Source organism: Actinoplanes sp. GCM10030250 (assembly GCF_042666575.1).
Lineage (GTDB): Bacteria > Actinomycetota > Actinomycetes > Mycobacteriales > Micromonosporaceae > Actinoplanes.
The window spans coordinates 138,172-164,123 of sequence record NZ_JBHTDO010000023.1 but is presented as its reverse complement, the minus strand read 5'-3'; the positions used below and the strand labels follow the sequence as shown (position 1 = coordinate 164,123).

Genomic DNA, 25,952 nt, shown 5'->3' with positions numbered 1-25,952 from the left:
TGCCCACAAGAATCGCCGGACGAGACCTGGGTCCGGAACTCATGCCCAAGTGGGACCAACACCAACGCTCAGAGCCAGCGGAAGTTGTCCAAGACAGTTGGCGGACTTCGGCCGGCGATCCTGGGCTCACGACTACCAACAGTAGCGGCGGCGCAGCCTGCGACAGCGTCCGGATTTGCCGAAATCCGGATGTTCAGCACGCTTCTTCTACGACGAGCATGGCCTGGCGATCGTCACTGCGGAACTCCGCCAGCCGGAAAGCACTATGGGCAGGGGCGTCGCCAGCAGCGAAGCGTCCTACTCGCTCCAGTAGTGCTTCACGTTCCCGACCAGAAACCTCGCATGGGTGAGCGCCGTAGGCGTGCAGAACGCGGAGGTCAGCGCGCTTCAGGAGGCGCCGCAACGGCGGACCCACGGGTTCGATCCCTCGCCCGCGGATCTGCCAATAGACCCCACGATCATCGATCCAGTGGCCGTCGCTGATGGGGCGCGGCCAGGCCTCGGCAGCATGCTCTCGATCGGAGCCATCCGACTTCGCTGCACGTAGCAGGCCGGCGAAAGACTCTGAATGCTCGGGCTGATGACCCATGCCTCATCCTGGCACAGTGGCCCCCGCCCATCCGGATCTGGCACCCCTCTCTGTCAACCGCCGGCAGGGATTAGTGCTCTAAGGTGGGATTCGGCGGGTCCGGGAAGTGACTTCTCCGAAGTGCCGGCCTTGGGGTTTGGGTCGGCCGCGCTGGATTGCAGAGTCGCCCCCACGTGTCCTCCCGGGCCCGTCCTGAGCAGCCGGGCGTCGGCGACCATCCGCCGGTAGACGATGTCGGACAGACGTCGTTTCAGTGCGCGTAGGGCCTCCATCGGGGTCTTCCCGGCGGCGAGCCGGCGCCGGTAGTAGCGGCGGCCTTCGGTGTCACGGCGTAGTTGGACGATGGCCATGATGTGCAGCGCCCGGTTGATGCGCCGGTTCCCCGCGCGCGATAGGCGATGCCGGGTCTGCTCGCCGGATGAGGCGTCAATCGGGGCGGTGCCGTTCCAGGAGGCGAAATGGGCGCGGTCGGCGAAGCGGGCGATGTCACCGATGTCGCCGAGCAGCCGGGCAGCGCCGGAGGGTCCGATGCCGGTCAAATCCATCAGCCTGCTGCCGGTGCTGTCGACCAGCTCGGTGAGTTCCTGTTCGCGATCTTGATCTTTTTGTCGATGACGACCAGTTCGTGGATCAGTTCCGAGGCGAGCCAGCGGCGGGTCTTGCCGACCACGTCGCGTGGCCGCACGGTGTTGAGCAGCGCGCGGGCCTGCTGGGCGGACAGGTCCTTCTTCGCGCCGCCGGGCACCAGCTCTAGCAGCAGGTGATGCAGCCGGGAGACCACCTCGGTGCGGGCCCGGCCGAGCTGGTCACGGCGGTCGACGAGCAGGCGTAACGCGACGGTGGTGTCGTCGGTGACGACCTGCCGCAGGCCTTCGGTGCGCAGGGCGACCACCGCGACGCTGCGGGCATCAACCGGGTCGGTCTTGCGGCCTTGACCGGTGGCGAACACCCGGGCCCGGGCCGACAACTTCGCGGGCACATCGACGACGGTTTCGCCGTCGGCGACCAGCCGCTGGGCGACGTGCCGGCCGATGCCGTTGCAGCCCTCGACCGCCCAGAGGCGGTCTTTGTGCTGACGGCCGGCGGCGAGCATGGCCTGATAGCCGTCACGGTCGGTGCCGAACCGGCCCTGCCCGACGGTCTTCTCCCGGGCGTTGATGATCTCGATGGTGGCGGAACGCTTGTGCGGGTCCACGCCGATAATGACCTTGGTCATCGTGTCCTCCTCGATCCGACGGTGTCTGTCGGCGGGAGGGCAGCGCTACCTTGAGCTGGGCAGTCCCCTCTTGAGCCTCTCGCCGCCGCGGTGACCGGCGGGGCGCACGCCAGATGAGAGCCACACCAAACTGCGGTGGGCAGCCGCGATGAGAGCGACTCCACCGGTCACCTCGACCCAACCTGGCCGGGCTGCGGTCGTGCAATCACTCAATAGGTAGCCGCGATCCGCGCTTCGCGCCCACCCGTCGCAGTGACTGACGGCTACACATCTGTTGCTCTGCTTGCCCCATTGCGGCTAACAGGTGGTGCTCTGATGGTGGCCGCCCCGACAGGGTTGACAGACCATAGAAGCGTCGAGACCGGCACCGACTCCTACCGTCTCGCGCAGACCCGAGCCCGCGCCGAAGCATCCTGAGGCGGCCGGCTCGTGGACACCGACGCACCCAATGACGACCTGCTGCCACTACTTCTCAGGATCTGCGAAAAGTTCTTCGCCAGCGCCAACCCCGCAGTCCACCGTGAGGTCGACGCCCTCCTGCAAGCCAGGAGCATCACCGGCGGACCCCGGCTGGCTAATCGACATGCGCGCACTTACCCGGCAACGTCTGGAGACCCGGCCGAGCCCGCCGGGACCAAGCCTTCGGCAGAAGTCTGACTCGCACGAGAGTGGCGCTCGAACTCACCAACATTGATCATGCCTACCGGCTGGACCTGGCTCTGAAACTCGCCTACAAACGGCTCCGGTTCTCGCTGACACAATCATCCGGGCGAGAAACGGCGGCACCGTCGCGCCGCAGAGGAGGCTCGCCGGATGCAGGCCCTCGTAGCTGAGATCGGGCAGCGCGGTGAAGAACCGGCCGGTGAGCCGCCGCTAGACTCCCCCACGAGCTGATCATGGGGGCCGTATGGAACTGACCGAAGTGCTGGACGTGTTCGAACGCCTCTTCGTAGCCGCGGGTCACCCCGATATCACCGAGGTGCGCCGGTACGGGCAAGGCACCGACCAGTCCCCCGCCGGCATCGACGTGAAGGACCAGCGCGACGCCCACATGTTCTTGTGGGTCGCGAATTAAAAGGACGCTGAGACGCCGCTCGAGGTGCCCGAGCAGCTGCCGCCGCCGCGGCTGGGTGCGCAGCGCATCGCCGTGCTGGCCGCCCATCTGTTGCAGGTGGCCAGCCCGCCGCAGATCAAGGCGTCGCGGCTGGTTGCCCTCGAGAACCTTGGCCCGACCGACCAGCGCGGCACCGTACCCGCTGGCGTGAGCCTGGTGTGCGCGGACGGCACTCGCATGCTGCTGCGGGCCACGTCGGGCGCGTCGCAGACTCCGTATCCGGACGAGGACCCGCACCCGAACTGGCGGGTGCCCGAAGACATCGCCGTCTAGGAGCTGAGCAGGTCGAACTGGAACCCTACGATCAGCAGCGTGAACCCGAGCTTGCGCAGCCGATGCCCGGGGCGGCGCTGGTCGAGCAGTTCCGCCAGGAGCAGCCGCCACGCGGCGGCCGGCCGGAGACGAACGGCGATAGCGATCGCGTACTGGAGAGACTCAGTTGTCATTACGACCAGCCCTATCATCGCGACCACCGTGAATGCGCCCAGGTAGACCAGGCTCCATGCGCTTCCCCTCGCGCTAGCCGCCAAGGCTGCTGCTATCAGCGCTGCTTCGACCAGCAGAAACAACGTACGGGGTAGCCGTTCACGTGCACGGTTTTGGCGCATGTCGGACAATGTGTGATCCAGTTGCTCTTTCTCCTCTGGCTGCAGGGTGCGTGCCACCGTTTGCGCAATCAGGGTGTTGAGTAGCCGTTTCTGATCGGTGCACAGCTTCTCGTGCCTCTTGCGGCAGGTGCATTCCTCGTGACGTTCACCGATGAACACGCTTCGTAATTCCGCCACGTCAGTGGACCCGAACAGCATGTCTGGTGGGGGTTCATCGATTGGGCCCTCGTTCAGGTACTCGGTCACCACGGCCGACCCGCTGAAGACAAGCGACGGCGTTTGTATGACGCTGCGGTGGATCAGTTCGTCGCGGATCCAGCCTTCCCGTTCCTCCACCGTGGCCAGAATGGCGCCGCGGCGGCGCAGCATCGACAGGTTCGCCATTGTCTTATCGAGCTGCGCCGCCCGTTCCCTTAGCTTCTGCTGATCGACGAAGTCGAGGATCACCGTGAGGCCGCCGACGAACTGCAACACCTTGCCGAGTCGTTCCCACCAGTGCAGGCCATAGCCCCACAAGGTGAGGTCGGCGGGGACAGCTCCGGCCAGCCATGCGCGCAGCAGCTGGTGGTAGTCCGGCCAGTTCAGGCCGAGCGCGATCGCTGCGGCCACGCCGAGTGTCCAGAACGGGAACCGTAGGGGCCAGGACCACCACCGGGCTGAACGCTTGCCTGCTTCATCGCCGCCTTCCACGTCCATGCATTCCGCGCCGGGCCCGGGCGGCTGCGGCACAAGCTCCGGGTGCTCGGGGAGGCGGTACGCCATGCCGACATCTAACCCGGTACCGCTAGGGGTGCAACACGCCGGTCACTCTTACGCCGACATGTGCCCACCGCGGGGAACAGCGGGGCCGTGGTGTCCGGCCGGTGGGGCGCTATTTGCAGCCGCCACCGTCGCTGTCGCGGTGCCGCCGTAGCTGGGATCGCCGCGGCAGACCGGCGTGGATGTTCGGCTATCCGAGTACGGGTACGTTACGTACTCGACTGCGGCGCTCTTGGTCAGGCCGATCACGCCGTATCAGCTTATTTGCCCTGGCGACTTCCGCTGGCGCGCTTATCGTCGCGCGGCGCGATGCCAACGCTGCCGACACGTCCGCGATCGAGGCTGGGCGGTCTGCTGATGCATCGAACCGGGCTGCCGACGCAGCCCAAGACTCGGCCAGGCACGCAGATAGCTCCGCTCAATCAGCAGCTGTCGTAGCGAAAGATGAAGTTGAACGCGACCATCGTGAACTTCGGCCGCAGGAACCGGACATGCCGGGAGCGGTCTTCTTCAAGCGCAACGGAGGAAGGTTCTTCAAGTTCACGCTGGACCGCACTTACCGGGTCAAAGAACAGGCGATCACCGGCCAGTCGTGGAGCCCGCTCACCCGGTGTCGGAACACTCGTCGAGGGCGGCTCCACGGCGGAGGTCTTCCTGGAGCGGAGCCGAGAAGATCCTCAGGTGGAGGCTTTGCGCATCCGGTTCTGGCCGCCGGTCGCGGGTGATCCCGGTGAGCAGTGGACGTGCGCTTGCCACCGGCCGGTACAGCAAGGTGGCGAACCACACTGGGAGTGGTACAACGAGATCCCGAAACGACGGCCACCTATCCGTGCGGCTTACGTGGGCTGATCGATCGCACAGAGGTCGTCAGTAGCTTGCCTCAGGACGACCCCACCGCGGCTGGTGAGTGCCCGGTCGATGAACCACTCGATCACATCCTCGTTGCTGGTGCCGGACCAGGACATGTTGCCAATGGCCAATCAGCTCGCCCCAGAGGCGGCCGGTAGTCGTCCCTGCTGGCGGCCACGGATTTCTCCCCTGGCGGCCAGTTTCGGCGTACCCGTTGAGGTATAAAGCCGCGTACGCCACCAACTACTACACAGCAGCCAATGGCGCGTCGGTACGTCTGCGAGCGCACGCCCCAGCACCTTCGACTAGGCCAAGTCACCTCAAGCGGAAATGGCGCCGTCCGGATCTAGAGTTGAAGGACGGCGAGAGCGACACTGCCCTCGAAAACAAAAGTCCGTGGCCTTGTTGCCGCTGCGATTCCTTGCCCTGCTACGCGGCGGATTCTAGCGTCCGGGTGATATGCAGGATCAAGGCGACCGCATCATGGCTGACGCCACCGGGTGGATGTTGAAGGAGTCGTTGCGCTTCGGCACTGAGTCGGTGCCGGACATCGGTGATGAGGCGCAGCCCTTCAGCGGTCGGGTGTAGCAGGATCCGCCGATGATCTTCCGCGTGGCGTCCGCGGCGGAGCAAGCCGCGACTCTCGAGGCCGTTGGCGCAGATCGAGACCGCACCCTTTGTCAGGCAGGAGATTTCGGCGACGGTGCGGGTGTCGATGGGGCGGCGGCTGATCGCCAGCTGAAGGACGTCGTAGCTGCTCCAGGTCAGCTCGGCATCGCTGAGGACGACGCGTTCCAGTTCCCGGCGGATCAGGTTGCTGGCCCGGCACAGCGCGGTGATGCCGCGCAATGTGGCTGGTGTGTCTGCGGCTTCTGGGACCTGTTCCGTGTGGTGGCCGGTAGGCACGTCGAGTTCCGTCCTGGTTGAAAGGGTATACCGCGCTGAAGGCGAGACCGGGGTACTGAAGTAGGTGCTCGGGAGGCATGTGGCCGCGGTGCGTGCTTGGGTTGTCATCCGTTTGGTGCTCGTCGGAGGGCAGTTCTATCGGCGCGTGCGCCGGCTTCGGCGATGTCGGTGGGCTACGGGTAAGCGCTGTGCGGTGTTGCGCTGTGGCGTGTTGGCAGGGTTACCGGCGAGGATGCGGCTGTAGCGTGCCGGCCGGCCCGTCATCGCGACGCTCAGTCGCATCGCGAACTCCTCTCTCGAGCGGCTTGTCTCGAGGAGATCTCGTTGACCCTTGTGAGCGACGCTTCTGGATAACGGGCGTCGAGAGGAGCAGAACTGGCTGCGAGGGATTGGTGTCCGGGGGGATCAGTCACTCGGATTTACCTAGCGGAGCGCCTGCGTTCTTCATGAATTCAACGGGGTCCGTTGCGTTGTGCGACCGCAGCTGGCAGCGGGTTCCCCCGCAGCTCACATCGAGGTGCAGCTCGTAGTGCAGGTGGGGCCCGGAGGAATGGCCGCTGCTGCCGGTCAGGCCGAGCGTGTCTCCGGCCTGGACCTGCTGGCCGTATTTGACCGACGGCCGCCTGACCATGTGGCAATAGCGGGTAGCAACCTTGTCAGCGTGCAGGATTTCAACGAACCAGCCGCAGCCTTTAGTGGTGTCCGGGTCGCCGTCGATGTTGCAGTTGCCGGTCGAGCCGTCGCAGTCGGCGTAGACGACTTTGCCCGCGGCAGCAGCGCGGATGACGTCGTTGCGGTCGGAGCCGAGGTCAACGCCTTGGTGCGTGGGCCGCTCGGAGGTGCGGAAGCCGGAGACGATGCCGTCGGGTACCGGCTGGGTCCATCCGCCTGAGGAGACCCTTGCGGGTGTGCCGCAGTCGGCGAGGCTGGCGCCGGGAAGGTCGGTGATGGACGCGGCACCAGTCACCGGCGGGACTACCTCTTCGGCGTCATTCTCAAAGTTCGCGTATCTGTCGGGAAACGCGGAGCGCTGCACTTTCTGGGCAGCGACCGTCAGTGGCAGGGTCTCCCAGTTCTTGACCTTGACCAGGGCGTTGTAGAACTTGGTGGAGGTGTAGACCGGGTCGATGAGCTGCTGCGGGGTTCCCCAGCCTTGGCTGGGCCGCTGCTGGAAAAGCCCGACCGAGTCGTGGTCGGTGACCTTGCTGGTGTTGATCAGCCGTGATTCGGTCATGGCGGTGGCCACGGCGATGACCCAGCCGCGAGCCGGGATCTGCTTCTGCTGGCCAACGGCGACGATGATCGCGGCGTTGTCGACGGCGGCCGAGTTCCAGGTGCCGACGGCGCCGACATGGTCGCGGATGTTCGGCTGACTGGACGCCGTGACCGTGGTGCAGCTGGCTTGGGCGGGTTCGTCGCTGGTGGCTACCAGGACGGCTCCGACGCAGAGCAGCAGCGGTAGCGCCGTGAGCACCGCGATCCACTTGAGCGCTTTCATGACGGCTCCGGGGCGGGGGCTGCGCTCGCGATCAGCCACCGGCCGCTGGCGGCGACCACGGTGACCCGGATCGGGCCGGCATCGGTGGGTACGTCCACGACCACGGTGTCGGTGGTCGAGGACGGGGCGCGGGGTGCGCCGGTCAGCGTGGTGGCCGCGACGTTGGCCGGGTCGGTGTCGGCGAGCAACGGGGCGTAGGCCGGCAGGACCAGCGGTTGCAATCCGGCAAGCCAGGTCGGCTGGTCGAGGGTGGGTCGCGCCCACCTCTGCACGTAGCCGGTCGCGGCGTCGATCGCGGCCGGTGCTGGTGGGGCGCTGGGTGCGGCGCCGGGACCGTCGTCATGGTCGTGGTCGCCCTCGTCCACCGCAGGTACGGTGCTGCTCGCCGCCGTGCCAGCCGGTACTGGTTGCGGCGTGTCGGAGCTGCTACAGCCGGCGGCGAGCAGCAGCGTCACGATCGCGCCTGCTGTCGACAGCAAGGCGGTCCTCATCGCGGTTCCTGCCGCTCATTCATGGTGCCGAGGGCGTCGTTGACGATGCCGCCCATGCCGCGCAGCAGGTGGTGTAGGTCGACGAGGGCTGCCGTCCGCTGCTGGTGGGTGACAGCCAAGTGCGCGTCCAGCATGGCGGCCTTGGCAGCCACCGCTCGGGCGCTGAGAGCCCGCAGCACAGCGAAGTACCGGTCATCGCCGTCGGTCAGCAGCCGATCGCTGTGGTCAACGGTCGCGTTATCACCGTGCGGTCCGTAGGTGTCCGGGGTGCCCGGCGTGGCCGCGGTCGTGTGGGTGACGGTCATCAGGCGTCCATCTCAGGGTCCTGGGGATCGGCCGGGTCGCGGTCGTAGTCGCCGTCGGCCTCGCCGTCGATTTCGTATTCCAGCCGCTGCTGGCGTTCGTCCTCGTCCCGGTGCTGGGTGTCCGGGTCGTCGGCGGGATCGAGTTCGTACTCGGGTTCGGGCACGATTTCCTCCGTCGTTTCGGGGTCGGGTTCTTCGTCGCCGTTGATGCGCTGGTAGAGGTTGTTGATGTCGTTGCCGATCAGTCGCAGGGTGCCGTTGAGGCGGTCCCAGTCGAGCTCGGTGGTGACCGGCGCCGGCTGGCTCATGACGCCTCCTCACGCGTGCGCCCGGCAGTAGTGGGTTGCGGTCGGCCGGCCAGATCGGCGTTGGCGGCCGTCGTGGCGGTGTCCGTCCAGTTGTCGGGCCAGCGCAGGTCGAGGTTGTGATCGGCGTGTTCGCCGTTGCGGCAGCGGGTGAAGTCGTCCCAGTCGCGCAGCCGGGCTCGGCTGCGGGCGAGGCGTTCGTGCCAGATCAGCGGTTCGTCGCCGCGGGCGTTGTCGTCGTAGGCGGTGTGCCAGCCGGCCGCGAGCGCGGTCAGTTCTTCGATGAGCGGGCCGTGCCGGTACCAGCAGGCGGGAATCTCTTCGGCGATCTCGTATCGGTCGACGAGCCAGCCGACCCAGTCGATCAGCCACGCCCACGCTTGCGCGGCGGCGTCGCGGTCCAGGTCGTCCCAGCGCAGCGGCCACGGCATCCCGGCGGGTACCTTGCGCTGTCCGCCGCCGGCCGTGCCAGGGCGGGCGGTGACAGCGTCGCGGAGTTCGAGGTGCTGCCGGTGCAGTGTGTCGACGGCGGCGGTGAGCCGGTTGAGGCCGGCGCCGAGTTCGGCGATGGCGGCCATGTCCGGTGGGGCGTCCGGCGGCAGTTCGAAGTCGTAGCCGCTCATCGGCTGCCGCCGTCGGCCAGCATCCGGCGGAACGCCTGACGGCCTTCTTTGAGTTCGCCGGCGTCGGGGCGTTCGTACCAGGCGGGGATCTTCAGCTCGATCGGCGGTAGGTTGCCGATCAGGGCGATCGCCCGTCCCTCGTCGAGGGTGCGCAGGTCCGCCAGGTCGAGCAGGTGCTCCCGGCGGGCGGATTCGTTGACACTGGCCCGGCCGCTGCCCCAGGAGGCGCCGGAGGTGATGTCGGTGATCTGCCCGGCCACCGCCTGGGCGTCGCGCAGCGCGCCGGCGTCGGTCGAGGCGCCCATCAGCAGCCAGGCGTTAGCGGAATCCGCGATCGCCTGACCGCCCTTGTCGCCCCAGCGCTGGCGAAGCTGGTGGCGATTCTGGGTGAACACGTCGACGGAGATGCCGGATCCTCCGCCCTCGCTCATCAGCGACGGCAGCGACGGGATCGGGGCAATGTTCGCGATCTCGTCGCCGACGAAGTACAAGGCCGGTTCGATGCGGTCGCCGTCGCTGCGCAGGGCGAGCCGCCTCGCCTGATAGAGGATGTCTTCGGTGACTGCGGCCATCAGCGGCGCGATCAGAGCCTGCGCATCACGGGTGCCGACCAGATACAAGGTGCCGGATTCGCGCAGCCACTCGACCGGCTTGAATTCGGTGCCGCGCGGTGGCGAGCAGGCCAGCAGTACGCGGGGATCGTTGAAGGCGTCCAGCGCGCCGGACACCACTGATTGGATGGTGTCGCGGGCGCGGCCGGTGGTTTCGCGGTGCCGGGTGAGCCGGTCGGCCCAGTTGTGTACGCCGTGGTGGCGCAGGATCCGTTCCGGGCGGGCGTTGTTGGGGTTCTGCGACCAGGCCAGGACATCGGTCATGGTGGCGTTCTCGTCGAGTGCCGCGGCGTGCAGTAGGCCGCGCAGGATCGTGGCGGCCTGGTCGCGGAACCATCTGCCGTTTTCTACGCTCTCGTCGCCGATGCCGGAGCCGTCGGCGAACCCTTGGGCGCGCAGCATCGCCACGATCTGGTCCTGGGCGCCTTCGATCGGTGACCACCGCAGTCGGGGAACGCCTGGGAGCTCACCTTGCGGTTCGAAGATGTGGGTCGGGCCGATCTTCGCCCGCTGCTGGTAGGTGAGCGATGCGACATCCAGGCGGGTCGAGGTGGTCAGAACCGCGCCGCGGGCATCGACCACGGTCGGGATCACCAAGCGGGTGGTCTTGCCGCCGTACCGCGGGACGGCCGCCGCGAACCGCGTGTATTCGTTGGCCAGATACAGCGGCTCGCCCGAGACGGCGTCGTTGCCGAGGAAGCGGGCGACCTCGAGTGGGTCGCTGCGCCGCTGCTGTTTGGCGGCGCGGGTGGCGTCGTCGTCGGCTTCGGTGATGGTCAGGCCGGGCCGCACGATGTCGACACGGGCCAGCACCGCCTTCGCGGTCAGCGACGCGTCGATGTTCTTCTTCCGCGCGAAGCCGGCGCGCCGGACCCGCGGCCGGGCGATGCGGGCCAGGCCGAAGAACCAGGCGAGCAGCGTGCTCAGGAACAGCAGAATCCATAGCGGGTAGAGCAGCCAGGCGGGGGCGACGTTCGCGCGGGCCGGTGCGGGCCAGGCCTGGGCCGGGTCACTCAGGTGGGCGAGAACCCGGAAGGCGATTCCGGGCGCGTCGCCCGGCCCGGAGTCCGGCCAGGACAGGTGAGTCAGCAGGCCGCCGATCTGGCCGGCGAGCCACAGCGAAAGAGTCCCGAAGGTGGTGACGGTGATGGTGATGACCAGCAGCGCGACGCGGACCCAGATGTCGGCGCGCAGGTGGCCTTGCTGGGGCGGACGGTGGCCGGGGGCGGACAGCGGTGCTTTGTTCATCGGCCGGGCCTTTCGCCTGCGGCGACCGCTTCGAGGCGCTCGTCGTATTCCTGTGGGGTGAGGTCGTCGGCGGGTTCGGTGGCTTCCATGCGGCTGTCGGTGTGCACCATCGCCGTCTCGATCGAGGACAGTTGGTGTTTGACGACGTAGGAGCGGGTGCCGATCTTCCACAGGCCGACGCCTTGGCGCAGATAGCGCAGCAGGTCGGTTTCGACGTCGGAGGTACCGAGAAACTCCCTAGCTTGTTCGAGGCTGCCCGTGGCCTGCCGGTAGGAGACCCGCACGCCGCAGTCCTCGATCAGGCCGCGCGCGATCCGCACCTGCTCGGAGTCCGCGGCCCCTGAGGCAGCCAAGTCACTGAACCGGTGGAACGCCAGAATGTTCGCGATTCCGAAAGCGCGAGCGAGTTTCAGCTGCTCCCGCATGCGGCGAATCAGCGGCAGATGCCTGGCCACCAACGCGAATTCGTCATAGATGCAAACCCGCGGTGGCGCGTCCGGCGCCGACAGCTCGGTCTCCAACCACGATTGGGCGCAGGTCATCGCCATCGCGGTCATCGCGTCGGAGGCGCGGATCGTGCGCAGGTCGACCACTGCGCCCGGCTGCGCGAAGTCGAGGCGGGCCGACGACTCGGCCGGGCCGTCGAACACGCCGCCGAGAGCGCCGCCGATCAGCCGCTCCAGCGCGAGCCGGACCCGGCGAGAGTCGCTGATGAAAGTGTCGAGGGGGTAGTGGAGCTGGTCGAGACGGTGCTGCCACAACTGCGGGTTCCCGGCGGCGGCGAGCACCGTACTCAAGGTGGGGGTGGCCATGCGGCCGGCGGTGGCGTCGCCTTCGCGGGTGACCGCGTCGACGGCGTACTCGATCAGGCTGCGTTCGGCCTCCTGCAATGACCCGCCGAGCTGGATCTCCAGAAGCCCCTCGAGGAGAAGGAGCCGCCGGGTCCGTTGGAGTTGCCGCCACTGCTGTTCGGTCTGCTCCGGGTGCCGGCGGATCCCCGCCAGGGGGTTCATCACGGTGCCCAGGCCAGGGCCGAGACGGACCGGGGTGATGCCCGCCGCTGCGGCGAGCTGTTCGTACTCCCCTTTGACGTCGCAGCAGTAGAACTTGGTGCCGAACGGGATCCCGCGAAACGCCAGGCATTTCAGCAAGCTGCTCTTGGCCGTTCCGATCTCGCCGGTGACCGCCATGTTCGGCGCCGACAGCGCTTTGTGCCGGTACAGCTCGTGCAGGCTGAACGTGAACGCGCTGCGGCTGTAGACCTCCGTGCCGATCAGCGGGCCGTCGATCGGCAGGCCGGGATCGGTGACGAACGGATACACCGAGCAGAGCTGGGCGCTGGTGGTGACCAGCGGCGGCAGCCGCAGGCGCCATGCCACCCGCCCTGCCATGCGTCCGGGCTGGCCGCGCCAACCGGCGGGAGCGGAACCGAGTAGACGCTCGGTGTCACGGTCAACAGCGCGCCGTTCACGCTGGTATGCCTGTTCGGCATGGGCGAGGTCGCGGGCCTCGGCGACCTGCTGGATCCGATCGCTGAGCGAGCCTTCGCGCCGGAGCCGGCGGGCGCTCACGCGAACCACCCACGCATCGGCTTGAGCCCGCGGGCCAGCGGCAGCGCCCCGGCCATGAAGGCTTGGTCCTGTTCCCCGGCCAGGGAGACGGCCTCGCAGCCGGACCGCGACAAGATGCGTTTGACGGCGCGGATATCGCGGTCGAGGTCCTTCTCGCTGGCGGCGGTGACGGTGACCAGCAGCGCATACCGGTAGCGGACGTGACCTTGGGCCTGTTCGGCGTCGATCTGCTCGACCGCGCGTGCTTCGTCGCGTTCGGCGGCGGTCTGAACCAGGCGCAGCTTGCGTTTGGTGACCTCATCGCCGGCTCGGGCTACTTTGTCGCGGCGGGTGGCCAGAGCGGCGAGCTGGGCGGGGACCGGTTGGGCGACGAGGGTGACAGCACGCCGGCAGGTGGTGCGCATGTAGAGCGGTGTCAGCCAGGTTGGTGGCACCTGCTGCCGGGGCATCTGCGCCACCCATAGGGTGCGGGAGTATCCGGAGTCGTGCTGGTAGGTGTGCCAGCCGAGCGTGCGTGCGGCGACCGGGCCTGCCAGGCGCGGTGCCACCCCGGCCGGGGTGCGGTCGGCGCCGGGGCGGGTGCTGCCGCGCAGGTCGACGACCTCCTGGTCGTCGGGGTCGAACTGGGTGCGGATCACCGCCGCGTACGCTCGCGGCGACAGCCAACCGCCGGTGGTGACTCCGGCCTCGGCGACGGCCGCCTCGATCCCGGTGAGCCGGTCCAGGACGACTGTGGCGATCGCGGTGTCGGTGCCGCCGGCGTCGGTGATCTCCCCGGACAGCCGGGCTGCGTCGAAGACCACGCTGAGGTGGAGTTCGTGGCGTTGCGCTGCCGGGGCGGCGGCAGCGGTGAGCTCAGCCAAGGATTGGTAAGCCGCCGACGTGGTATCCACCGCCCGGTGGATAAGGAAGCGCTGGGCCCGGTTGCCGGAGTCCGGCACCGCCCGCGTAGTGACTGCCCACCGCACCAGGCCGGCGTCGGCGTACTCGCTGCCGAGGATGTTGAGGACCTGTGCCCAATCGGTCAACCGCTGGCTCTGTACGTCATGGTCGGCGAGGATGAGGTTGGTGCCGAAGCACAGCAGCGCCGCGGTGACCGTCTTCTCCTTGCGGTGTTGCAAGAGTCCGACTTCGGTGGTGCCGTCCGCGGCGACCGCGGGCAGCCACCGGTACGCCGCGGCCGGGCCGGGCAGATCCAGGTGCTCGCCCATGGCGTTGGCACCATACGGGCCGCCCCGGTACTGATGCTGGCGCCCTTGTCGCTGGATCAGCGCGGCAATCACGACCGGCGCCCACTCGGTGATTCGCCGCCCCTTGATCCGCAGCAACCCGAAGGTGATCAGCAGCAGAGCAAGGGCGAACATCCCGGCCGCGGCCGGTTTGCTGATCACGAGCAGGTTGAGGCCGACGACCGCCGAGATCAGGCCGGCCACCACCATCGCGATCTGGGACCAGCTGAATCCCAGCACAGCGCCCCGCGAGGATCGCGGCGGAAATTCGAACTTCGTCATGGCTTTGTCTCCCAGGTCAGAGGGGCACGATCGGCGTTTCCGCCACGACGGAGGCACCCCGCGCGCCGCCTGCTTGCGCGGCCCCGCTGCCGGACTCGCCGGATCCCGAGGCCTGCTGGTCGCGGTCGCTGGGGTGCGCGTCGCCGCTAGAGCCGGGCGAGGACGCGTCACTGCCGTCCGCATCCGGGCCGGCCTTCGCCGGGTCACCGTTGCCGCCCACCCCGTGGGCCGATGTGGTGTCGCCGCTGGTCACGCCCGTCGGGTCAGCCCCGAGCGCCGCCTGCGGCGTCACCGGAAGCGCCCCACCGTCGCCGGCGGCGTCACCGGGCGCAGTCAGCTCCCCGCTGGACAGGTCGTGCTGGGCGCTGCTGCCGGCCGCACCTACCCCGTCGGCTTCCTGAGCGATCGGGTTGTGCTGGGAGTCGGTGCCGTCGGCGCCCGCGCCTTGATCGCCGGGCGCGTTCGTCACGGGCTCGCCGACGGCGCCGCCGTCCTGGCCCCGGCCGGCGGCCTGCGCCACATCACGGCCGAGCCCGCCGCCGATGCCGGTCATCTGCCCGACCGGGCCGGCCGGGTTCGTGGGCATGCTGGAGGCGTTCGCGTCCATCAGCCCAGCGGCGTCACCGCCGCCGGTGACGCTCTGGGCGCCCTGACGGAAACCGTCAGCGAGGTTCGAGCCGATCATGAGTGATCCGCCGAGTGCGGACAGCATCCCGTTCGCGTTGACGTCGGACAGGTAGCCGTCCCACATGGAGGTGAGCTTGAGCATGATGAACGGCGCGAGGACCATCAACCAGATCAACAGCATCGACTGCAGGACCGTGGTCAGATCGTCCGACTCGTACGCCGAGCGGCCGCCATAGATCCACAGCTGGACGATCCAGTATTTGGAGCTGCCGAGCGCATTCACCGTCCAGAACCACCGGCGTGGCCAGTGCCGGGTCTCCTCCATCACCAGACCGGTCATCGCCATCGCCCCGAAAAGGGCGGCTCCGGTCGTGAGCAGGCCCCGGAACAGCATGATGATGAACAACAGGACCAGCCCGATGATCCCCAGCAACCCGAACAAACCCGCCAGCAGCAACGTCGAGCCGCCCGCGGTCAGGTTGGTCATGGCGGTGACCGGCCTCGACGCATCCCACGGCTTGCGGGCGTTGGCCTCCAGCACCGCTATCGCCGCCTGATCCCAGGCCGCCACGATCACGTAGGCCAGGCCACCCGCAAAGGTGATTCCCAGCACCGCTTTCACCAGGCCACCGAGTGTCGCCAAGGGCGTAGGCCCACCGCGCATCCGCAAGCCGTTGATAATCGTCGCGATGATGAAGAACACGAAGATCAACATGACGAGAGTGCCGGCGACGGAGTTGTAGACCGCGTAGAACGCTGTATCCGCGCTAGCGATCGACGTCTCGTCGAAGACCAGCTCTGCGAGCCTGCCGAGCAGATACACCTCGGCCTGCACGATCGTGTCGACCAGGCCCTGGACGCCGGAGCGGATACCGTTCTCGACCGCGTCCTGCGTGCCTTCGGTGATCTGGCAGCCGACTTCGATCCTCCCGCATTCCTTCTCCTGCGGGCTGGGGTCGTACGCTGCCGCCGTCCAAGTCGCGACCTGCTGTGAGCATCGAGTGTGTTTGTCGCGCCACATGCCGAAGCGGGTGGCGTCCTGCTCATTTTTCATCTGCTCGCCGAACAGCCCACACTTGACCAGCGCGGTGACACCGTCCTTGTCGCTGGGGCCGTCCATCAGCACCGACGCGGTGCCATCCGCCGGCGGCGCGTCCAAAGTGACCGAAGCGGCAGCACACGATGTGCGCTCGTCGTCGCTGGTCGCCTTGCTGCACTGGGTGACCCAATGCGACGCGCTTCCGGCCGGCGGCGTCTCGACACGTACCGCCCACGGCATGCACCAGGCGACCGAGCCGGGTGCCTTCTGCGCACACGCGGCACCCACCACAGGCGCCTGTGGTGCGGCGCGGGCGACTCCGGCGGAGGCGAGCAGGAATGCCAGGGCGGCCACGGCGGTCAGCAGGGCGCGCCATACTCGCGGGCGCCCCGGCCTGGGGTCCGGCCCGATGCCGTCGCGCTCACACGGCGGGCCTGTATGGGGCTGGCATGCGGACATCGCGGTCATCACTTGGCCAGCAGCACGGTGATGATGGTGGTTGCTGAACCCACGATCACCGCGGCCAGGCCAGCCTTCCACATCATGCTTTTCCCGCGGTCACTGATGATGTGGGCGCCGAAAATAGGCCCCACGGCGAAGGCGATCGCCCCCGCGAGCAGGCCCGACAGGGCCGCGATCACGCCCAGGAAGAGCAGGGCGTTGGCCATGTCGTAGAAGATCCCGGTCTTGGGCACCGCATCGGGATCCGGCCGGATCTGATCCCAATCAAAATCGAACGGCGTCCCCGTCGGCGTCGGCGTCGGCGTCGGATCCACCGGTGCCCGCAGCACCACCGTGTGCAGCAGGGCTGCCAAGTCGTAGACGATCGTCGTCAACGCCATCAGGCACGCCCCTCGGTCGAGGAAACCGATAGGGGCCGCTCGGCGGCACACCGATGCAGCACCGCATCGGCGACGAGCACCAGCGCGTTACGGGTGCGCCGGCGCAGCAGCCGCGCATCGATCGGCTCCGGCACGGCGAGGCGCGGGTCGTACGGCACAGTCACCATGGCGCCCGCGGTGTCACCGACTTGCTGTGCGACTGCCCGAACCTGCCGCGGCACTGACGGGGCGACCGACATCATCACCACCACGCAGTCACGAACCGTCCGCGCATACCCGGCCGCCGCCAGGCAGGTAAGAAGCCGCAGCGTGTGCCGCAAGCTGTCAGTACTCGCCCGAGCAACCAGCACCGGCACCGTTGCCACCGCAAGTGACCACCACACCGCGGTCGTCACGGCAGGCGGAAGATCACACAACGTCAGACCGAACAGCGCACGGACCCGGTCCGCCACGGCAGCGGCTTCCTCCGGCCGCGGCGGCCGCCGCTGATGACCTTCAGTCTCACCGACCAAACCCAGCAAACCGGTCCGGCCACGCTGCGTCCACTGCTCCACCTCGGCCCGGCTGGTGATCGACCCCAGCTCGCGCACGGCATCCCACACCGTGGCCGAATTCTGCCAGCCGACCCGCACGCCGAGGCCGTTCCAAGGCGCCGGAACCATGTCAACGGCGATCACCGGCTCAGGAGACGCCAGCGCCAGCAGACCACCCAACGCAGCAACGAGCGTCGACCGGCCAACACCGCCGTCGGCGGACGACACCGCCACCATCGCGCCAGGGCGCAACGCCGCGGCATTAAGCCAGGCTCGCTCGGCAACGTATGCAGGCCCGAACTGGTTCGGCACCGGGCGTGGCTCGCGCCGGATTGCGCAACCGACCGGCATGTTCGGCACTCCGCCGGCGATCATGTTCGGCGCAGCGCCCGCGGGCGGCACCGCATTCGCCGGCCCGCCGCCAGTCGCGGCAGCCAGGCTGACATGTACCGGCGCAGCACCACCGGCACCCGCGCAGCTGTTGCTGCGACGGTCGCGGGTGACGAACGGCGGCGGATCGGGCAATGACATACGTCCCCCGGGCTGGTCGATGACCGCGGTAGCAGGCCGGCGGTGATCGGATGGGGTCGAACACCGCCGGCCGGCTCCTGACACGACCGCCTCAACAGCAGCCGATGATCAACCCCTCAAGACACCCGCGAAGATCGTCGTGTCGCGGTGACCCGTTCAACGGTCCCCGATACAGCTGCAAACCCCTGCGGCTCAGCTGCCCGGCATGACACCAGCGCGCCCCCGCGCGACCGGCTACCGCTTTGAACAGGCGTTGATCACGTGATCGACGATGCCGTCCGCGTCCGCCTGGCCGATAGTTGTCCGCGGTTGTCCGCAGTTGTCCCGCAGCCCACGAAAGGGCACCTGACCACGGCTCTTTGTCTGGGCTAGTGCCCTGACAAAGAACGTTTGAGATGTGGGGGTCAGGCGGCCAGGGTGGCGGATTGGCCCCAGCGTCGTTGGCGTTCGCTGCGGATGCGGGCGCGTTCGCGGCGTTGGGCGGCCAGGCCCTCGGGATGACGGGCGTTGGCGTTGCGCCAGCGCAGATAGTTGTGCAGATGGCGCAACAGCGCCGGGTGGTTCGAGCGATCGGAGCCGGCGATGACGAAGGTGCGTAGTGGCCGGAACCGGGCCTCGATCGGGTTCGCCCAAGCCGCGTAGATCGGCGTGAAACACAACTCAACCCTGTTCCGGTCCTCCCATGCCCTAGTTGCCTTGCCATTGTGGGCGGTCAGGTTGTCCAGGATGACGAAGGTGTGCCGCAGCATGTGCGGGTGCATTTTCGGGATCCGAAGGTCTGCGGTCTGGTCCAGGTGCTTGAGCCGCCGGGTCGCCGCGTGCCGGTCCATCCGGGCGCCTCGGGCATTGCGCAGGATCGGGCCGTCGTCACGTTCGTCGACGGCGCGGTCGATCGCCCGAGCTACCACCGGCGGTAGCGGCACCAGGACAACCTTGCCTCCCTTGCCTCGGACCTTGAGTACTCGGTGGCCGTGTTCCTCGCCGAGGTCGGCGATGTTGGCACCGCAGGCCTCGAAGATCCGCAATCCGAGCAGGCCCAGCATCGCGACCAACGCGAAGTCGTCGATGTTGACCGACAACCCGGGCCGCGGTGATCAGCGCCTCGAACTGCAGATGGCTGAGACCGAGGATGGGTGACTCGGGCGGGACCAGTGGCAGTGGCCGGCGGACGTAGTCGGCGGGTGAGTGCGGCAGAATCTCGTCGATGACGCAGACGCGGTAGAAGCCCATCACCACGGACAGCCGCCGGACCCCGTCGACGGCTGGTACAGCCGGACGTCCTGCAGCCAGCGCACGTAACGCTCGATGTCTGTTCGTGCCGCGCGCAGGGGATCCAGCGCCTGATTGGCTGACCAGCGCAGAAAGACCTTGAGGTCCGAGTCGGTGTGAATCCGGGACTGGCCGCGGTAGCGGCCGAGGTAGGCAGCCACCGCTGCCGTCAGCAGGTGCGAGTCGGAAGAGGTTGGGTAGGACTGGAGTGCTGTCGAGGTTGTCATACCGCTCGCTTCGACCGGCCAGAGCTGACCCCGATAGTCCGAGGCCGGCCGTGATGCGAGACGCCTACCCTGTTTAGGTGCCGGGCAGCGGTGCACCTTCGTGAGGTTCTTCCCGAGCGATGACCGCTGCTCGGCACCTCTGCGGCCACCAACCATCGCGCTCGCGGCGGCATGTGAGTGTGCCGGAACTCATGGGTCAAGAAGGACACGTGGGGGCGACTCTGCAATCCAGCGCGGCCGACCCAAACCCCAAGATCGACACTTCGGAGAAGCCGCTTCCCGGATCCGCCGAATCCCACCCTAGAGCACCAATCTCCGCCACCGGTTGACAGAGAGGGTGCCAGATGAGGATGTTGGTACAGCCGGTTCCGGCGTCTGGTGTCGTCTCCTGGAGACTGGGCGCATGGACGGCAGTGATGGTGAGGGTCAGTGAAGAACTGGTGGTACAGCTCTACCGAGGATCTGGCTGTTTGCTCGCGCAGCACTCTGGTAGAGGTGGGGGCGGTACTGCCGGCGGCGGGGCGGATGGTGGTGGCTCGGCTCGACGGCGCCAGGATGTTCGATGCGGACCACGCATTGTATGAGTTTTCCGACGCGCTGCTGTTCCCCGATTACTTCGGCTGGAACTGGGATGCACTGTCTGATTGCCTGCGTGATCTGAACTGGCTGTCCGCGGAAGGACATCTCCTCCTTGTCGAAGATGCATCACAGTTGCTGTCGAGCAGCACCCCGGATCGGCGCACCCTCTTTCAGATCCTGTCCCGGGCAGCCCGATACTGGGCATCGCCGCTCAGCAAGACGCCCATCGCCTTCAAGGTGTTGCTGCTGTGCGACGACGATGAGCAGGCAGACCTGTTGAGGCAGGAAGTCGCTGGTGCGGGATGATCACTTGAGTTGACCTTTCGGGCCGCTCCGACCGGATTGCGGCATGAGAGTGAAGTGTCAAAGCGGGATCACGTTTTAGTATTTGCGTGGTTGGCCCCGTCTATGCAGGACAGTTCGGGTCGGCTTTCGTTCGATGGACGGCTATGGCGTGCAATGGCTTCCCGGCGCCCGGAGGTAGGCGATCAGTATTCCAGTATGTGGCATCCACCTGGGTGGCTATGTCCCAGTCCGCTGCAGCGTTCGCTAAAACAGTGCCGAGGTACTCGATCCAATCTTCGTGCATCTGATAGATGCTAACGGTGTATTCCTCGTCGCTGGTCAGGTCATTTTCGCCGACTTGGACACTTGCAGACCATTTGTTGGGACCGTCTGGACTGATTTGTGGCTCAAAGTAATAGGCCGCGCCCTTTTGATTCGTTACAGCGACGAACGCCTTGCCAGTTGCCGGAGCGCCATCGAAGTGGACTACTACCGTGCAAGTATCGACGCCAGCGCCGTTCTTCGGACTGGTGATGGCTGCTGTTCCTGGGTCTTGCGGAGGAGCGGTTGATGCTGAGTTGCTTGGTGCAGTCGTTGGATCACCCCGCGGCGGTGTCGGCGATTTCTCGGCGAAGGTAGCGTTCGTAATCCAGCCGAGAATGCCGGAGCCCGCGAGGAGGAATATTGCGCCCGCGAATCCACACCATCTATTCCACGTATCTCCCACATAGCGCAGGGCGGACGTCAGCCACAAAAGCGCAACAACCACGAGCAAGATGCCGACCGACCACAGGATGCGAGCAGTGGTGGCGTTAAGGATTTCGAGTACGCTCCCAAGGGCTCCGAAAATTATAAGGACGAGGCCGCTCACCCCGGGCGCGGTGAGCAGGGCGTGGCCGTGGGCAGGGCCTGAAGGCTTGTCGGACAACGTTCTGCCTCTCAAATCGCACGTTGGCGCCATCTTTCCCACACTAAAGATCGGTAGTATCAACCTTTCGGTCAGTACGACGATGCGGATGGCCTAGGTGGAACTACCTCTGAATGATCAGAGCGAGGGATGCGGTAACGACAGAACTATTGATCAAGCGCTCTCATCGGCATGACAATGAGTCATTTTCGCCGACGTTGCGGTGCCGTCTCGGTTCCCACCATCCCCGGCACCCTGACGCCCCTGGCCAACCTCGCGTGGCTGTCACCGGGCCGGTATCCGCGGTAGATCGGATCGCGTCCGCAGAGTCGTCCCACAGCCGCTGGGGCGGTCAACTTCGGCGCCAGGTTTGGTACATCAAGACAGAGATGTCCGATTCGCCGTCGCGGGCGGGCGGGATGCTGACCATGAACCGGCGGCCGGCGCTCTCCCGCAGCGTGAAGACCCACCGGCCATCGCTGGTGTGCAGCGAGTCGAGGCGTAGGCCGTCCAAATTCAGCGTGGCGGCACTGATGTCCGCGCAGTGGTTGTGGGCGGCGATGCACGCCAGCGTGAATGCTTCCTCCTCCGTTCGCATTGCGGGCGGTGGAGGTGGTCCGGATGGCGGAGCGGTCCTGGCCCCTTCGACTGTTGGAGACTGGCGGAAGCGCCTACGCGCGCTACGCGAATGGAAAGGCAGCCGACGTCTGAATAACTTGAAGACCGACGCGAACTTCAATGCCGCATGCCGGCCCAACTGAAGTGAAGGAACCAATACTTCAACGAGCAATGCGGCGATCAGACCAAGAGCGGCACCTCCGAGCAGTAAATTCCGTTCGTCGGTCGACTTCTCTCGGAGATCACTGACCCCAACGTCGACGAGCGAACCGTCGACGACACCAAACGCCTTCTTCCCGTTCAAATCGATAAGCTGAACTCCACACGTGGTCCAGGAGAGCGTCGAAACAAAGCCTCCGGGCGGCGACATAGACTCGTCGCCGCGATACAGCAGGCCTCCGGGAGTCTCACGAAACGTGGCGGGGTAAGAGTAGTCCAACACGCTTCCCCTAGTCAGCAGGAACTGCACGGTCGCACAAAAATCATGCTGAGGCCGCGGCATCTCTCCTCCGTTATTTTGCGCGTGAAAGATGCCTTGATGATCGCCTTTGGGAGCGTAAGGAATTACTCTCATGAGTGGCGCCCGCATGTAATGCTGACTCCGCTCCGCCACCCACGATCGGTCCCCTTCGCCATGACACGTCAGCTCTTGGATGAATCCCGGAGCACCGCGGACCGATACATGAATTACCTTGCTAATAGTTCCGGCGAACGAGTGGTGCCAGATGTCCGCGACCGCCGTTCTAGCGTTACTTCCGGAAATATCATTGATTGCGACGTTCCATGAGTCGAACGTACAATCTTCCAGGAGCTCGGCGGCGCTTCCCGTTGATACAACGTAAAAATCGCTACGGCTCCGATCGTTCATGCTGAACAGCATTTGCACCTGGGCATCCGTGGCGGCAGTCCGCTCGTTGCGCTCAACGCCGGATATCATCCAGGATTGAAACTCAATTCTTGCTTTGTCGACTTTCTCCGCATTTGGCGCAAGTAGATAGATTCCATCTGCTCTGGAATATCCGGACGGCAACTCAATTTCTAAGTAGCTCATCCACATACTTGACGTAGTGAAGGCTACAATTAGCGCAAGCGTCCCTATAGCTGCCATGCGTCCCAGCGCTCTGCTCACGTAGCCGATGGTAGCCACACACTGCACCGCTTCTCGGCTCGAATAAGTGAGCCGTTCTCACGGAAGGGTCGGTCCGTGACCGCGTAACCGGTGTATCACTTACTGCAACATTCAACTCAGGCAATAGAACGACTGGCCGTCGCCATCCGGCACTCACGTCGACCAAGATTTCCACGGTGATCCGAACGCAATCGGGGCGAAGGATCGGTGCTCCGTTGGTTTTCACTACAGTGATCGACGTGTTCACCTGAGCCGTGACGATGACCATCAGTGCACTGTTCTCGGCACGAGCGGGCACCGTTCGGCGCCCGGCAGCCGTGACGGCTCGGTGGCGAGCGGATCGCGGCCAGATCCAGATCGAGGACGAGCCGCAGTCACGCAATTGCGTCAGCGGAGTGTGGGGTAGGAGACCAGAAGCGCGATCACCCCGGCGAGTACCAACCAGGCTGTCCAGGTGACGGCGGTGCCGACTACGCCCGTCGGCCATCGCAGCCGGCTGGCGGTCGCTACGACGACTGCAACGACGGCGGCGCTAAGTGCGGCGCCCACCAGCGCCAGAAAGGAGCCGTAGAAGATGACTCCGGCCAACGCCCAGTCGCGCGAGCTAAAACATCCCGAACCATCGCAAGAGGGCACCGCATCCGCCGTGGACGCGACGTAGACGTAGCACCCTGCCCACGCGGCGAACCACCATAGGGCAGAAACGGCCATCTCCAGGACGAACCGCACGGAGTGCGGGCGAGGCGGAACAGCAGACTCTACGGGCACCTGCCGCAGGTTGTCGGTGCGCAACGCTGCGACGGCAACGCTGTGGGCGTCGACCGGGTCGGTCTTGCGGCCTTGACCGGTGGCGAACACGCGGGCCCGGGTGGACAGCTTCGCGGGCACGTCGAGGACGGTTTCGCCGTCGGCGACCAGGCGCTGGGCGACGTGCCGGCCGATGCCGCTGCAGCCTTCGACCGCCCAGATGCGGTCGGTGTGCTTGCGGCCGGCAGCGAGCATCGCCTGGTATCCCTCGCGGTCGGTGCCAAAGCGGCCCTGCCCGATGGCCTTCTCGCGGTGGCTCATGATCTCGATGGTTGCGGACCGCTTGTGCGGGTCCACACCGATGACGACTCGCGCCACTGCTATTCCTCCCAGTCCGACGACAGCGTCGGCGGGAGGGCAACGCTACTTCGAGCTGGGCAGTCCCTCTTGATCCTCTCCGCGCCGCGGTGACCGGCGGGTCGCACGCCAAATGAGTGTCACACCAAACCACGGTGGACAGCCGCAGATAGAGCGTTCCGCCGGTCACCTCGACCAAGCCTGGCCGGGCTGCGGTCGTACCACCAGTAGATAAGTAGCCGCGATCCGATCGTTACGGAAGGCGAGAGGCGGTTCGGTGGTTCGGCTCGCGGACATGAGGTATCGCATGCATGAGCCGACGGGTGTCGATGTAGATCATTGCTGTTCACCTTCACCGGGAGCCTGCCGCCACAGCTGCTCGAAATCCTCCGCGCTGGTCGCCCACTGCACCAGGTCGGGATCGTAGAGATCGTTCGGCGGGTTGAGTGGCCAGTCTTCAGGGCCTGTCCTGATCGCGGTCTCGTCCGCGTACACCTCGACCTGTCGCAGCCGACGGTTGTCCGGCCCGAGGTGCTCGTAGTAGATCTGCGGCTCGGTCTCGTCGGGCTCGTCCCACGGGCGCCGCAGAAAGACCGCCTCACGTCCGGCGAGAGCGCCGAATTCGGGCCGATCCCGCTGCGCACGCCGCTGCTCACGCAGGCTGTCCAGGCCAGCCGGCATCGGTACAGGGTGAACGCCGTCCCGGGGCCGCTCGGCTGCTCCCGCGATGTTGATGTCGCGCGCCTTTGCATGTCCGAGCAGTTGCGCCTGATGGGCGCGCATGAAGTCCGGATGCGGCTCGGCGGGATCAGTCGGCAACGTGTCTATCAAATTACCCAGCGCGACGACTTCCCGAAGCCGGCCGCGCACCTGCAGGCCGGCAAGGTCTGGCGTGCCGACGACGTCGAAGCCTGGATCAAGGAACGGCGCCCGCATCAAGACGACCACGACTGACGACCGTCGGCGCCGCCTTTGCCGTTGAGATCGCGGTTGACCAGCGCCGGGCCGGCTCCGGTCAACGCGCTTGGTCTGGCGCCATTCGCGGCGTCGCGGGCGTCGCACTCAAGACCGGGAACCAGAGGTGGCCGTGTATGTCGACACCGGCACCGATGGTGTAACTGGCGCATGGCTCTGGGCGGGTGCAAATGGTGAGGCGGCGCTCGGTCGCGAAGTGGCTAGGCCGCGGGCTCGGGGGCAATGGATCAACAAGCGGCCGATCCCGGACCTGTTCGATAACCTCGGCCTCAGCGAGTAGCGCTGTGAGTGCTGCATCAGCGATCCGGTCAGCCACATCCGGCGGGCACGCACTGCCTTCTTGTTGAGCGGCATGCCGTGCTGCGAGGTGGACGGCGCTGACCCACTCCGGGGGCAATTCGGGGCCTTTACGGGTCATAATGCAGGCTCCACTCGGCACTTCGACTGTCACGAGACAGGTCGGCCTTTGACGGTTCGATCCGGATAATACGCCCATCAAACGATCTGGTCCGGTGCTGTTGGCGCTCACTCGTTGGACATTCTGGGTCACTGAAGCCGGTGTTGTGCCCTTGCGCAGTCGAGGCAGGGACGCGACACCGGCGGAGGCTTGCCGTTCGCCTGTCAGCGCTGCGTGTGGAACGCCTCAACGACCGCAGCGGGGATGCGTCCGCGCTCGGACACGTCGTGGCCGTTCTTGACGGCCCACTCGCGGATAGCCTGATTCTGCTCGCGACTCGACCGGCTCGGCACTGCGGCACGGGAACCGATGCGCCCGTTTGTGCTGGTGCGACCGATGCGGGAGGCGACCGCAAGATAGGGGTCGAGTGCGTTGCGGAGCTTTCCGGCGTTCTTCTCGGACAGATCGATGCTGTAGCTCACACCGTCGAGCCCGAACTCGACCGTGCGGTCCGCATCGCCGCCGTCCAGGTCATCAGTGAGTACGGTGATCACTTGCTTAGCCATAGTCCGTCCATCTCCTCGCAGTTATGTGAAGGGACGCGGCAAATGCTGCGCCGCGATCAATCTAGTCGATGCGCCGCTATATAGTACAAGCGGCGTACTAGTCTAACGGTACACCGGAAT

The 25,952-nt window shown here is 66.5% G+C and carries 25 protein-coding genes; 3 read left to right on the top strand and 22 right to left on the bottom strand.

The window, feature by feature from the left end:
* Nucleotides 1-642 precede the first annotated feature (642 nt).
* Together ACFQV6_RS27220 and ACFQV6_RS27215 are read right to left on the bottom strand one after the other, a co-directional pair.
* Nucleotides 643-1,134 (bottom strand): transposase, encoded by a 492-nt coding sequence (locus ACFQV6_RS27220; protein WP_378030433.1) that lies wholly within the window; start codon nucleotides 1,132-1,134, stop codon nucleotides 643-645.
* On the bottom strand, nucleotides 1,134-1,805 hold the full coding sequence (locus tag ACFQV6_RS27215) for a transposase (RefSeq protein WP_378030432.1): 672 nt from the start codon (nucleotides 1,803-1,805) through the stop codon (nucleotides 1,134-1,136). Before ACFQV6_RS27215 ends, ACFQV6_RS27220 begins: the two co-directional genes overlap by 1 nt.
* Nucleotides 1,806-2,712: 907 nt before the next feature.
* On the opposite strand from ACFQV6_RS27215, the gene ACFQV6_RS27210 reads away from it, so the two are divergent.
* Together ACFQV6_RS27210 and ACFQV6_RS27205 are read left to right on the top strand one after the other, a co-directional pair.
* Nucleotides 2,713-2,880: a hypothetical protein gene (locus ACFQV6_RS27210; RefSeq protein WP_378030431.1), complete on the top strand. Its 168-nt coding sequence runs from the start codon at nucleotides 2,713-2,715 to the stop codon at nucleotides 2,878-2,880.
* A gap of 24 nt (nucleotides 2,881-2,904) precedes the next feature.
* Entirely contained in the window at nucleotides 2,905-3,192 is a 288-nt protein-coding gene (locus ACFQV6_RS27205) for a hypothetical protein (protein ID WP_378030430.1), read from the top strand.
* Here the strand turns inward: ACFQV6_RS27205 and ACFQV6_RS27200 are convergent.
* From ACFQV6_RS27200 to ACFQV6_RS27130, 15 genes are all read right to left on the bottom strand, one after another.
* On the bottom strand, nucleotides 3,189-4,289 hold the full coding sequence (locus ACFQV6_RS27200) for a hypothetical protein (protein ID WP_378030429.1): 1,101 nt from the start codon (nucleotides 4,287-4,289) through the stop codon (nucleotides 3,189-3,191). The genes ACFQV6_RS27205 and ACFQV6_RS27200 overlap by 4 nt on opposite strands.
* 1,275 nt (nucleotides 4,290-5,564) lie before the next feature.
* Nucleotides 5,565-6,041, bottom strand: a complete 477-nt coding sequence (locus ACFQV6_RS27195) for a MarR family winged helix-turn-helix transcriptional regulator (protein WP_378030428.1) — start codon at nucleotides 6,039-6,041, stop codon at nucleotides 5,565-5,567.
* 409 nt (nucleotides 6,042-6,450) lie between these two features.
* The gene (locus ACFQV6_RS27190; RefSeq protein WP_378030427.1) at nucleotides 6,451-7,539 is read right to left on the bottom strand and encodes a M23 family metallopeptidase; all 1,089 of its coding nucleotides are present in this window, start codon (nucleotides 7,537-7,539) and stop codon (nucleotides 6,451-6,453) included.
* Complete coding sequence (locus tag ACFQV6_RS27185) at nucleotides 7,536-8,030, bottom strand: hypothetical protein (RefSeq protein ID WP_378030426.1); 495 nt, start codon at nucleotides 8,028-8,030, stop codon at nucleotides 7,536-7,538. Before ACFQV6_RS27185 ends, ACFQV6_RS27190 begins: the two co-directional genes overlap by 4 nt.
* The gene (locus ACFQV6_RS27180) at nucleotides 8,027-8,335 is read right to left on the bottom strand and encodes a hypothetical protein (RefSeq protein WP_378030425.1); all 309 of its coding nucleotides are present in this window, start codon (nucleotides 8,333-8,335) and stop codon (nucleotides 8,027-8,029) included. Before ACFQV6_RS27180 ends, ACFQV6_RS27185 begins: the two co-directional genes overlap by 4 nt.
* Nucleotides 8,335-8,643, bottom strand: a complete 309-nt coding sequence (locus ACFQV6_RS27175; RefSeq protein ID WP_378030424.1) for a hypothetical protein — start codon at nucleotides 8,641-8,643, stop codon at nucleotides 8,335-8,337. The genes ACFQV6_RS27180 and ACFQV6_RS27175 overlap by 1 nt, the downstream gene beginning before the upstream one ends.
* Nucleotides 8,640-9,263, bottom strand: coding sequence for a hypothetical protein (locus ACFQV6_RS27170; protein WP_378030423.1), 624 nt, complete (start codon nucleotides 9,261-9,263; stop codon nucleotides 8,640-8,642). The genes ACFQV6_RS27175 and ACFQV6_RS27170 overlap by 4 nt, the downstream gene beginning before the upstream one ends.
* Nucleotides 9,260-11,122: a type IV secretory system conjugative DNA transfer family protein gene (locus ACFQV6_RS27165; RefSeq protein WP_378030422.1), complete on the bottom strand. Its 1,863-nt coding sequence runs from the start codon at nucleotides 11,120-11,122 to the stop codon at nucleotides 9,260-9,262. The genes ACFQV6_RS27170 and ACFQV6_RS27165 overlap by 4 nt, the downstream gene beginning before the upstream one ends.
* Nucleotides 11,119-12,693 carry a hypothetical protein gene (locus ACFQV6_RS27160; RefSeq protein WP_378030421.1) on the bottom strand — a complete coding sequence of 525 codons (1,575 nt, stop codon included), beginning with the start codon at nucleotides 12,691-12,693 and terminating at the stop codon, nucleotides 11,119-11,121. Before ACFQV6_RS27160 ends, ACFQV6_RS27165 begins: the two co-directional genes overlap by 4 nt.
* Entirely contained in the window at nucleotides 12,690-14,204 is a 1,515-nt protein-coding gene (locus tag ACFQV6_RS27155; RefSeq protein ID WP_378030420.1) for an SCO6880 family protein, read from the bottom strand. The genes ACFQV6_RS27160 and ACFQV6_RS27155 overlap by 4 nt, the downstream gene beginning before the upstream one ends.
* Before the next feature lie 16 nt (nucleotides 14,205-14,220).
* Nucleotides 14,221-16,224, bottom strand: a complete 2,004-nt coding sequence (locus ACFQV6_RS27150; RefSeq protein ID WP_378030419.1) for a hypothetical protein — start codon at nucleotides 16,222-16,224, stop codon at nucleotides 14,221-14,223.
* 113 nt (nucleotides 16,225-16,337) lie between these two features.
* Entirely contained in the window at nucleotides 16,338-16,712 is a 375-nt protein-coding gene (locus ACFQV6_RS27145; RefSeq protein WP_378030418.1) for a hypothetical protein, read from the bottom strand.
* The gene (locus tag ACFQV6_RS27140) at nucleotides 16,712-17,776 is read right to left on the bottom strand and encodes a hypothetical protein (protein WP_378030417.1); all 1,065 of its coding nucleotides are present in this window, start codon (nucleotides 17,774-17,776) and stop codon (nucleotides 16,712-16,714) included. The genes ACFQV6_RS27145 and ACFQV6_RS27140 overlap by 1 nt, the downstream gene beginning before the upstream one ends.
* A gap of 404 nt (nucleotides 17,777-18,180) precedes the next feature.
* The gene (locus tag ACFQV6_RS27135) at nucleotides 18,181-18,828 is read right to left on the bottom strand and encodes a tyrosine-type recombinase/integrase (RefSeq protein ID WP_378030436.1); all 648 of its coding nucleotides are present in this window, start codon (nucleotides 18,826-18,828) and stop codon (nucleotides 18,181-18,183) included.
* A 177-nt stretch (nucleotides 18,829-19,005) separates the two neighbouring features.
* Nucleotides 19,006-19,272, bottom strand: coding sequence for a hypothetical protein (locus ACFQV6_RS27130; RefSeq protein ID WP_378030416.1), 267 nt, complete (start codon nucleotides 19,270-19,272; stop codon nucleotides 19,006-19,008).
* 429 nt (nucleotides 19,273-19,701) lie between these two features.
* Between ACFQV6_RS27130 and ACFQV6_RS27125 the strand changes: the two genes are divergently transcribed.
* On the top strand, nucleotides 19,702-20,157 hold the full coding sequence (locus ACFQV6_RS27125; protein ID WP_378030415.1) for a barstar family protein: 456 nt from the start codon (nucleotides 19,702-19,704) through the stop codon (nucleotides 20,155-20,157).
* Between the two features lie 100 nt (nucleotides 20,158-20,257).
* Here the strand turns inward: ACFQV6_RS27125 and ACFQV6_RS27120 are convergent, their stop codons facing one another.
* The 5 genes from ACFQV6_RS27120 to ACFQV6_RS27100 all read right to left on the bottom strand — a co-directional run bounded on the left by ACFQV6_RS27120 (nucleotide 20,258) and on the right by ACFQV6_RS27100 (nucleotide 25,832).
* Nucleotides 20,258-21,064: a hypothetical protein gene (locus ACFQV6_RS27120; RefSeq protein WP_378030414.1), complete on the bottom strand. Its 807-nt coding sequence runs from the start codon at nucleotides 21,062-21,064 to the stop codon at nucleotides 20,258-20,260.
* Nucleotides 21,065-21,395: 331 nt separating this feature from the next.
* Nucleotides 21,396-22,790: a hypothetical protein gene (locus tag ACFQV6_RS27115; protein ID WP_378030413.1), complete on the bottom strand. Its 1,395-nt coding sequence runs from the start codon at nucleotides 22,788-22,790 to the stop codon at nucleotides 21,396-21,398.
* A gap of 387 nt (nucleotides 22,791-23,177) precedes the next feature.
* Nucleotides 23,178-23,915, bottom strand: a complete 738-nt coding sequence (locus tag ACFQV6_RS27110; RefSeq protein ID WP_378030412.1) for a transposase — start codon at nucleotides 23,913-23,915, stop codon at nucleotides 23,178-23,180.
* A 315-nt stretch (nucleotides 23,916-24,230) separates the two neighbouring features.
* A complete protein-coding gene (locus tag ACFQV6_RS27105) occupies nucleotides 24,231-24,842 on the bottom strand; it encodes a hypothetical protein (protein ID WP_378030411.1) in 612 nt (203 codons plus the stop codon).
* A 648-nt stretch (nucleotides 24,843-25,490) separates the two neighbouring features.
* On the bottom strand, nucleotides 25,491-25,832 hold the full coding sequence (locus tag ACFQV6_RS27100) for an Lsr2 family protein (protein ID WP_378030410.1): 342 nt from the start codon (nucleotides 25,830-25,832) through the stop codon (nucleotides 25,491-25,493).
* Nucleotides 25,833-25,952 lie beyond the last annotated feature (120 nt).